This is a genomic window from Quadrisphaera sp. DVD1 (genome assembly GCF_058932755.1).
The window spans coordinates 1-5,332 of the sequence record NZ_JBZYWI010000184.1; the positions used below are offsets into that span (position 1 = coordinate 1).

Sequence of the window (5,332 nt, forward strand, 5' to 3'; positions counted from 1 at the left end):
GTGGCGCAGCCGCCGCAGCCGCCGGACCAGCGACAGGATGAGCAGGACGACGACCGCGACCACCGCGAAGGTGGCGATGAAGCCCTCCACGCCGGGGCTGACGTCGTCGGGGTCGAGACCGCGGGGCGCGTCCGGCGCGGGCACGACGAAGGGAGCGACGCGGGCCACGACGAGCGGAGCCAGTGCCAGCAGGTCAGGCACAGGAGGACCCCTCGGCGGCCGGCTCGCCGGCCAGGTGCTCGCGGACGCCGGCGAACAGGTCGTCCTCGGGCAGCTCGGAGGGCACCAGGGACCGGGCGAGCTCGAAGTCCTCGGTCGGCCACAGGCGCGCCTCGACCTCGCGGTCGACGGCGAACCAGAAGCCGTCCGGGTCGATCTGGGTCGCGTGCGCGAGCAGCGCCCGGTCCCGAGCCGGGAAGAAGTCAGCGCAGGGCACCCGGGTGGTCACCTGGCGCTCGGGGCGGTCCTGCCAGCGCTCGATCCACTCCGCGTAGGGCGACTCCCCGGTGGTGTCGAGGAAGTGCTGGTGGAAGGCGAGGATCCGGGCCCGGGACATGCCGTTGTAGTAGAGCTTGAGCGGCTGCCACGGCTCCAGCCCGCCGCCGGCCCCGGGGAAGCGGTCCGGGTCGCCGGCCGCCTCGAACGCCCCCACCGCCACCCGGTGGCACATGATGTGGTCGGGGTGGGGGTAGCCGCCGTTCTCGTCGTACGTGGTGATCACGTGCGGCCGGAACCGCCGCACGACGGCGACCAGGGCCTCCACCGGCACCTCGAGGGGCTCCAGGGCGAAGCAGCCGTCGGGCAGCGGCGGCAGGGGGTCGCCCTCGGGCAGGCCCGAGTCGACGAAGCCCAGCCACTCGTGCTGGACGCCGAGGGCGGTGGCCGCGGCGGCCATCTCGTCCCGGCGCACCTGGGCCATGTCGCGCAGCACGGCGGCGTCGTGCTGCAGGCGCGGGTTGAGGACGTCGCCGCGCTCGCCGCCGGTGCAGCTGACGACGAGCACCTCCACGCCCTCAGCGGCGTAGCGCGCCATGGTCGCGGCGCCCTTGCTCGACTCGTCGTCGGGGTGGGCGTGGACGGCCATCAGGCGCAGCCGCTCGCTGGTGCTCACGACGGGGACCTCCAGATGGGGACGTGCTCGAGGCGGTGGCCCCGCGGACGTCGGTCCCGCGGGTGCGGAGGACAATCATCGCGCACCCCGCCCCGCGACTCGCACGCACCAGGAGGCACCTCGTGACCACGGCGCCCGCGCGACCGCCGGGCCGGTACGGCGAGCCGGCCGGCCCCTGGCGCCGCCGGGCCCTGCTCGCGGTCGCCGTCCTCGCGGCAGCGGCCGCCCTGGCGTGGCTGGCGTGGGTGTCGCTGGCGGCCGCGGACCGCGTGCGCTTCGACACCCAGGGCTACGCGGTGGTCGACGACGCCGCCGTGCAGGTCACCTTCAGCGTCACCAAGGACGCCGAGGAGTCCGTGGAGTGCACCGTCGAGGCGCTGAGCTCGGGCTCGGCGCAGGTCGGCCTGCTCGTCGTGGAGGTCGGGCCGGACGAGGGCGCCTCCAGCGTGCACACGGTGACCGTGCGCACCCAGCAGCGCGCGGTGACCGGCCAGGTGCGGGAGTGCGTCGAGGCCTGAGCCGCTCTGGAGGGCCTCGACGGCCTCCGTCCGCTGCTAGCCTCGTCCTTTCGCCAGCACGGTCGAGCGGGAGTCCCCGCTGTTCCGCGTCGCACCGAGGAGGAACCGATGGCCGAGACGACGACGCCCGCCGTCACCTGGTTGACGCAGCAGGCGTACGACCGCCTGCAGGCCGAGCTCGCGCACCTGTCGGGCCCCGGCCGGGCGGAGATCACCCAGCGCATCGACGCTGCGCGCCAGGAGGGCGACCTCAAGGAGAACGGCGGCTACCACGCCGCCAAGGACGAGCAGGGCAAGCAGGAGGCCCGCATCCGCCAGCTCGAGCAGCTGCTGCGCGACGCGCAGGTCGGCCAGGCGCCCACGACCAGCGACGTGGTCGCGCCCGGCATGGTCGTCACCGCCACCGTGGGCGGGGCCGAGATGACGTTCCTGCTCGGGAGCCGCGAGGTCGGCGAGGGCACCGGCTACGACGTCTACAGCGAGCGCTCCCCGCTGGGGGCCGCGATCGTCGGCAAGCGCGCCGGCGACTCGGTCACCTACGCCGCCCCCAACGGCCGCCAGATCGCGGTCACGGTCGTGTCCACGGAGCCGTTCACCGGCTGAGCCGGCACCCGAGGAGGGCCCCGAGCGCTGCTGCGCTCGGGGCCCTCCTCGTTCCGCGGTGCCGGCCGGTCACCGGCTGGTGGCCCGCCGGTACTGCCGGGTGGACAGCGGGACGAAGACGACGACGAGCAGGACGGCCCACAGCAGGGTGTAGAGCGCCGGGTTCTGCATGGGCCACGCGTCGGAGAGCATCGCGTCGGCCTCGGGCGTGGTGTTGCCGAAGAGCTCGCGTGCGGCCTGGGTCACCGACGAGACCGGGTTCCAGTCGGCGATCACCTTGAGCACCGTCGGGAAGCCGTTGGTGGGGACGAACGTGTTGGCGATGAAGGTGATCGGGAAGATCACGATGAACACGGCCTGGTTGAAGGTCTCGGGGCTGCGCACGAGCAGCCCGACCAGGGCCATCACCCACGACAGCGCGTAGGCGAACGCGAGGAGCACGAGGAAGCCCAGCGCCGCCTGCAGCGCTCCGTCGCGGATCCGCCAGCCGACGGCCAGGCCCGTGAGGGACATGACGACGATGACGAGGACGTTGCCCAGCAGGTCGGACGTCGTGCGGCCGACGAGCACCGCCGACGGCGAGATCGGCAGCGAGCGGAAGCGGTCGATGATCCCCTTCTGCATGTCGTCGGCCAGGCCGCTGCCGGTGATGGTGGCGCCGAAGATCACCGTCTGCGCGAAGATCCCCGGGACGAGGAACTCCCGGTAGGACACGCCGGGCGGGGCCTCGATCGCGCTGCCGAAGACGTAGGCGAACAGGACGATGAACATGATCGGCGAGAGCGTCGAGCCGATCAGCAGGTCGGGCACCCGGCGCACCTTGATGAGGTTGCGCTGGGCGATCACGGCTCCGTCGGCGAGGGCGGACCCCAGGGCGCTCATGCGTGTGCCTCCTCGCGCGCGGCCGGCTCGGCCGCGCCGTCGTCGGTGGTGCGGCCGGTGAGGGTGAGGAAGACGTCGTCGAGGGTCGGCCGGCGCAGGCCGGCGTCGCGCAGCACCACGCCCGCGGCGTCCAGGCGCCGCAGCGCCTCGACGAGGACGGCGGCGCCGCCGGCGACCGGCGCCGTGAGGCGGCGCACGTGCGGCTCCACCGACACGTCGCCGACCGCGAGGGCGGCCAGCGCCGAGCGGGCCGCCTCGATCATCGAGGCGTCCTCGACGACCACCTCGACGCGCTCGCCGCCGACCTGGTTCTTGAGCTGGTCCGCGGTGCCGTGGGCGATCGTCAGGCCGTGGTCGATGACGACGATGTCGTCGGCGAGGAGGTCGGCCTCCTCGAGGTACTGCGTGGTGAGCACCACCGTGGTGCCGCTGCGGACCATGCCCTGCAGCAGCTCCCACATGTCGGCGCGGCTGCGCGGGTCGAGCCCCGTGGTGGGCTCGTCGAGGAAGAGGACCGGCGGCTCGGCCACGAGCGCCCCGGCCAGGTCGAGGCGACGGCGCATGCCCCCGGAGTAGCCCTTGACCGGCCGGTCGGCGGCGTCGTCGAGGGCGAAGAGGCCCAGCAGCTCGCGGGCCCGCTCGCTGGACCGTCGCCGGCCCAGGTGGTACAGCTGCCCGACCATCCGGAGGTTCTCGTAGCCGGTGAGGTAGTCGTCGACCGCGGCGTACTGGCCCGAGACCCCGATCCGGCGCCGGACCTCGCGCGGGTCGGTGCGCACGTCGATGCCGGCCACGCGCGCCACGCCCTCGTCGGGCTCGAGCAGCGTGGTGAGGATCCGCACCGTGGTGGTCTTGCCCGCGCCGTTGGGCCCGAGCAGAGCGAGGACCGTGCCCTCGGGCACGTCCAGGTCGACGCCGCCGAGCGCCGTCGTCGTTCCGTACCGCTTGACCAGGCCCCGGGCCTGCACCGCGTCCGCCATGCTCGGGACGCTAGCGGCGCCCTCCGACAGCCGTCCACGGAGTTCCACCGGACGCGCGGGGCGCGCGCCCGGTGGAGACCCGCGGTGGAGACCCGCGGTGGAGCCCCGCGGCGCCGTCAGTCGCGGGCGGCCTGCCCGACCTGGTCGTCGTCCACCGGGTCGGGCATGAGCGGCGCCTCGGCCGCGCCGTCGGGCAGCTCCTGGGCGTCGCCGGTGTCGCCGCGCACGAGGTGGGTGATCACCGTGTTGAGCACCGCCACGAAGGGCACCGCGAAGAGGGCGCCGGGGATGCCGGCCAGGGTGATGCCGGCGGCGATGGCGACGATCACCGCGACCGGGTGGACGTCGACGGCCCGCCCGAGCAGGAACGGCTGCAGCACGTGGCTCTCGATGAGCTGGACCAGCAGGACCACGCCGAGCATGAGCAGGGCCGCGACCGGGCCGACGGCGACGAGGCCGACGAGCACGGCGACGACGCCGCTCAGGAGGGCGCCGACGATCGGCACGAACGCGCCGAGGAAGACCAGGACGGCCAGCGGCACGGCCAGCGGGATGCCCAGCACCGCGGCGCCGATCCCGATGCCGATGGCGTCGACGCAGGCGACGATCACCGTGGCCCGCACGTAGGCGACCAGGGTCACCCAGCCGCGGCGCACGGCGCCCTCGACCGGGGCCTCGGCGGCGTGCGGCAGCAGCCCGATGGCCCACTCGAAGATCCGGCGGCCGTCGTAGAGCATGAAGATCGTCAGGAAGAACGCGAGGAAGCCGGTGGTGAACAGCCCCGCGGCAGTGCTCGTGACGGTGACCGCACCGGTGACGAGCTGGCCGCTGTTGGCGGAGGCGGCGTCGCGGGCCTGGTCCAGGTAGCCGTCGAGCTGGGAGTTGGAGACGTTCAGCGGGCCGTCGCGCAGCCAGTCCTGCACCTGGGCCAGGCCGGTCACGGCCTGGTCGGAGAGGTCGGAGAACCCGGTGGCGATCTGGGTGGCGACCAGCGTGAGCAGGCCGACGACGATGGCGATCGTGGCCAGGAGCACGGCCAGGACCGCCAGCACCCGCGGCCAGCCGTGGCGGTCGAGGAAGTTCACGAGCGGGGACAGCAGCGCGGAGAGCAGGACCGCGATGAGCAGCGGCACCAGCAGCTCGTGGAAGTAGCCCAGCACGTAGCCGAGGAGGGCCACGGCGCCGGCGATGACGAGCAGCCGCCACGACCACGCCCCGGCGACCCGCACGGCGAACGG

At 74.0% G+C, this 5,332-nt stretch carries 6 protein-coding genes and 1 pseudogene; 2 read left to right on the forward strand and 5 right to left on the reverse strand.

What is annotated here, in order from left to right; genetic code table 11:
• Together AC5FZL_RS15245 and mca are read right to left on the reverse strand one after the other, a co-directional pair.
• Positions 1-201 (reverse strand): annotated as a pseudogene (locus AC5FZL_RS15245) (hypothetical protein); the annotation flags it as partial.
• Entirely contained in the window at positions 194-1,084 is an 891-nt protein-coding gene (gene mca, locus AC5FZL_RS15250; protein ID WP_493619738.1) for a mycothiol conjugate amidase Mca, read from the reverse strand. The gene mca and the pseudogene AC5FZL_RS15245, both read right to left, overlap by 8 nt.
• 149 nt (positions 1,085-1,233) lie before the next feature.
• On the opposite strand from mca, the gene AC5FZL_RS15255 reads away from it, so the two are divergent.
• Together AC5FZL_RS15255 and greA are read left to right on the forward strand one after the other, a co-directional pair.
• Positions 1,234-1,629, forward strand: coding sequence for a DUF4307 domain-containing protein (locus tag AC5FZL_RS15255; protein WP_493619733.1), 396 nt, complete (start codon positions 1,234-1,236; stop codon positions 1,627-1,629).
• 108 nt (positions 1,630-1,737) lie between these two features.
• Positions 1,738-2,232, forward strand: a complete 495-nt coding sequence (gene greA, locus AC5FZL_RS15260) for a transcription elongation factor GreA (RefSeq protein WP_493619734.1) — start codon at positions 1,738-1,740, stop codon at positions 2,230-2,232.
• Between the two features lie 69 nt (positions 2,233-2,301).
• On the opposite strand, the gene AC5FZL_RS15265 is transcribed toward greA, so the two are convergent.
• The 3 genes from AC5FZL_RS15265 to AC5FZL_RS15275 all read right to left on the reverse strand — a co-directional run.
• Positions 2,302-3,114: an ABC transporter permease gene (locus AC5FZL_RS15265; protein WP_493619735.1), complete on the reverse strand. Its 813-nt coding sequence runs from the start codon at positions 3,112-3,114 to the stop codon at positions 2,302-2,304.
• Positions 3,111-4,094, reverse strand: coding sequence for an ATP-binding cassette domain-containing protein (locus AC5FZL_RS15270; protein WP_493619736.1), 984 nt, complete (start codon positions 4,092-4,094; stop codon positions 3,111-3,113). The genes AC5FZL_RS15265 and AC5FZL_RS15270 overlap by 4 nt, the downstream gene beginning before the upstream one ends.
• A gap of 116 nt (positions 4,095-4,210) precedes the next feature.
• Positions 4,211-5,332, reverse strand: a 1,122-nt coding sequence (locus AC5FZL_RS15275) for an AI-2E family transporter (protein WP_493619737.1), incomplete at its 5' end; no start/stop codon positions are given.